Raw genomic sequence first — 442 nt, 5'->3', positions numbered from 1 at the left:
GAAATATAATTTATTCAATTATTTTAATTTTCCTTATCTTAACGAAGAAGATCTTTTCACCCCACCTGATTGGGCCAAAAATAGAATTTGGTATTCTATTTTTCCTGAAAGATTTAACAATGGGGATGCTTCTATTAACTTAAAAGGGACAAAACCTTGGGACAGTGTTAAAGATTTTACCAACGCAGATTTATTCGGAGGAGATTTACGAGGAATTATTGAAAAATTAGATTATATTGATGATTTAGGCTTTAACGGACTTTATTTAACCCCTATTTTTAAAGCAATGAGTACTCATAAATATGACACCATCGATTATTATGAAATTGATGAAGCATTTGGAACCAAAGAAGATTTAAAAGAACTTGTAGACAAAGCTCATTCAATGGGAATTTATATTATATTAGATGTAATAATTAATCATTCAGGTGATGTATTCGCC

1 protein-coding gene is annotated in these 442 nt (G+C 29.6%); it reads left to right on the top strand.

Annotated features, from left to right (window positions below):
• The coding region (locus ABCO64_RS10270; RefSeq protein ID WP_343089392.1) for an alpha-amylase family glycosyl hydrolase at window positions 1-442 on the top strand (442 nt) is incomplete at both ends.

Source organism: Methanocalculus natronophilus (genome assembly GCF_038751955.1).
Taxonomy (GTDB): Archaea; Halobacteriota; Methanomicrobia; order Methanomicrobiales; family Methanocorpusculaceae; genus Methanocalculus; species Methanocalculus natronophilus.
This window is presented reverse-complemented; position numbering and strand designations above follow the sequence as displayed.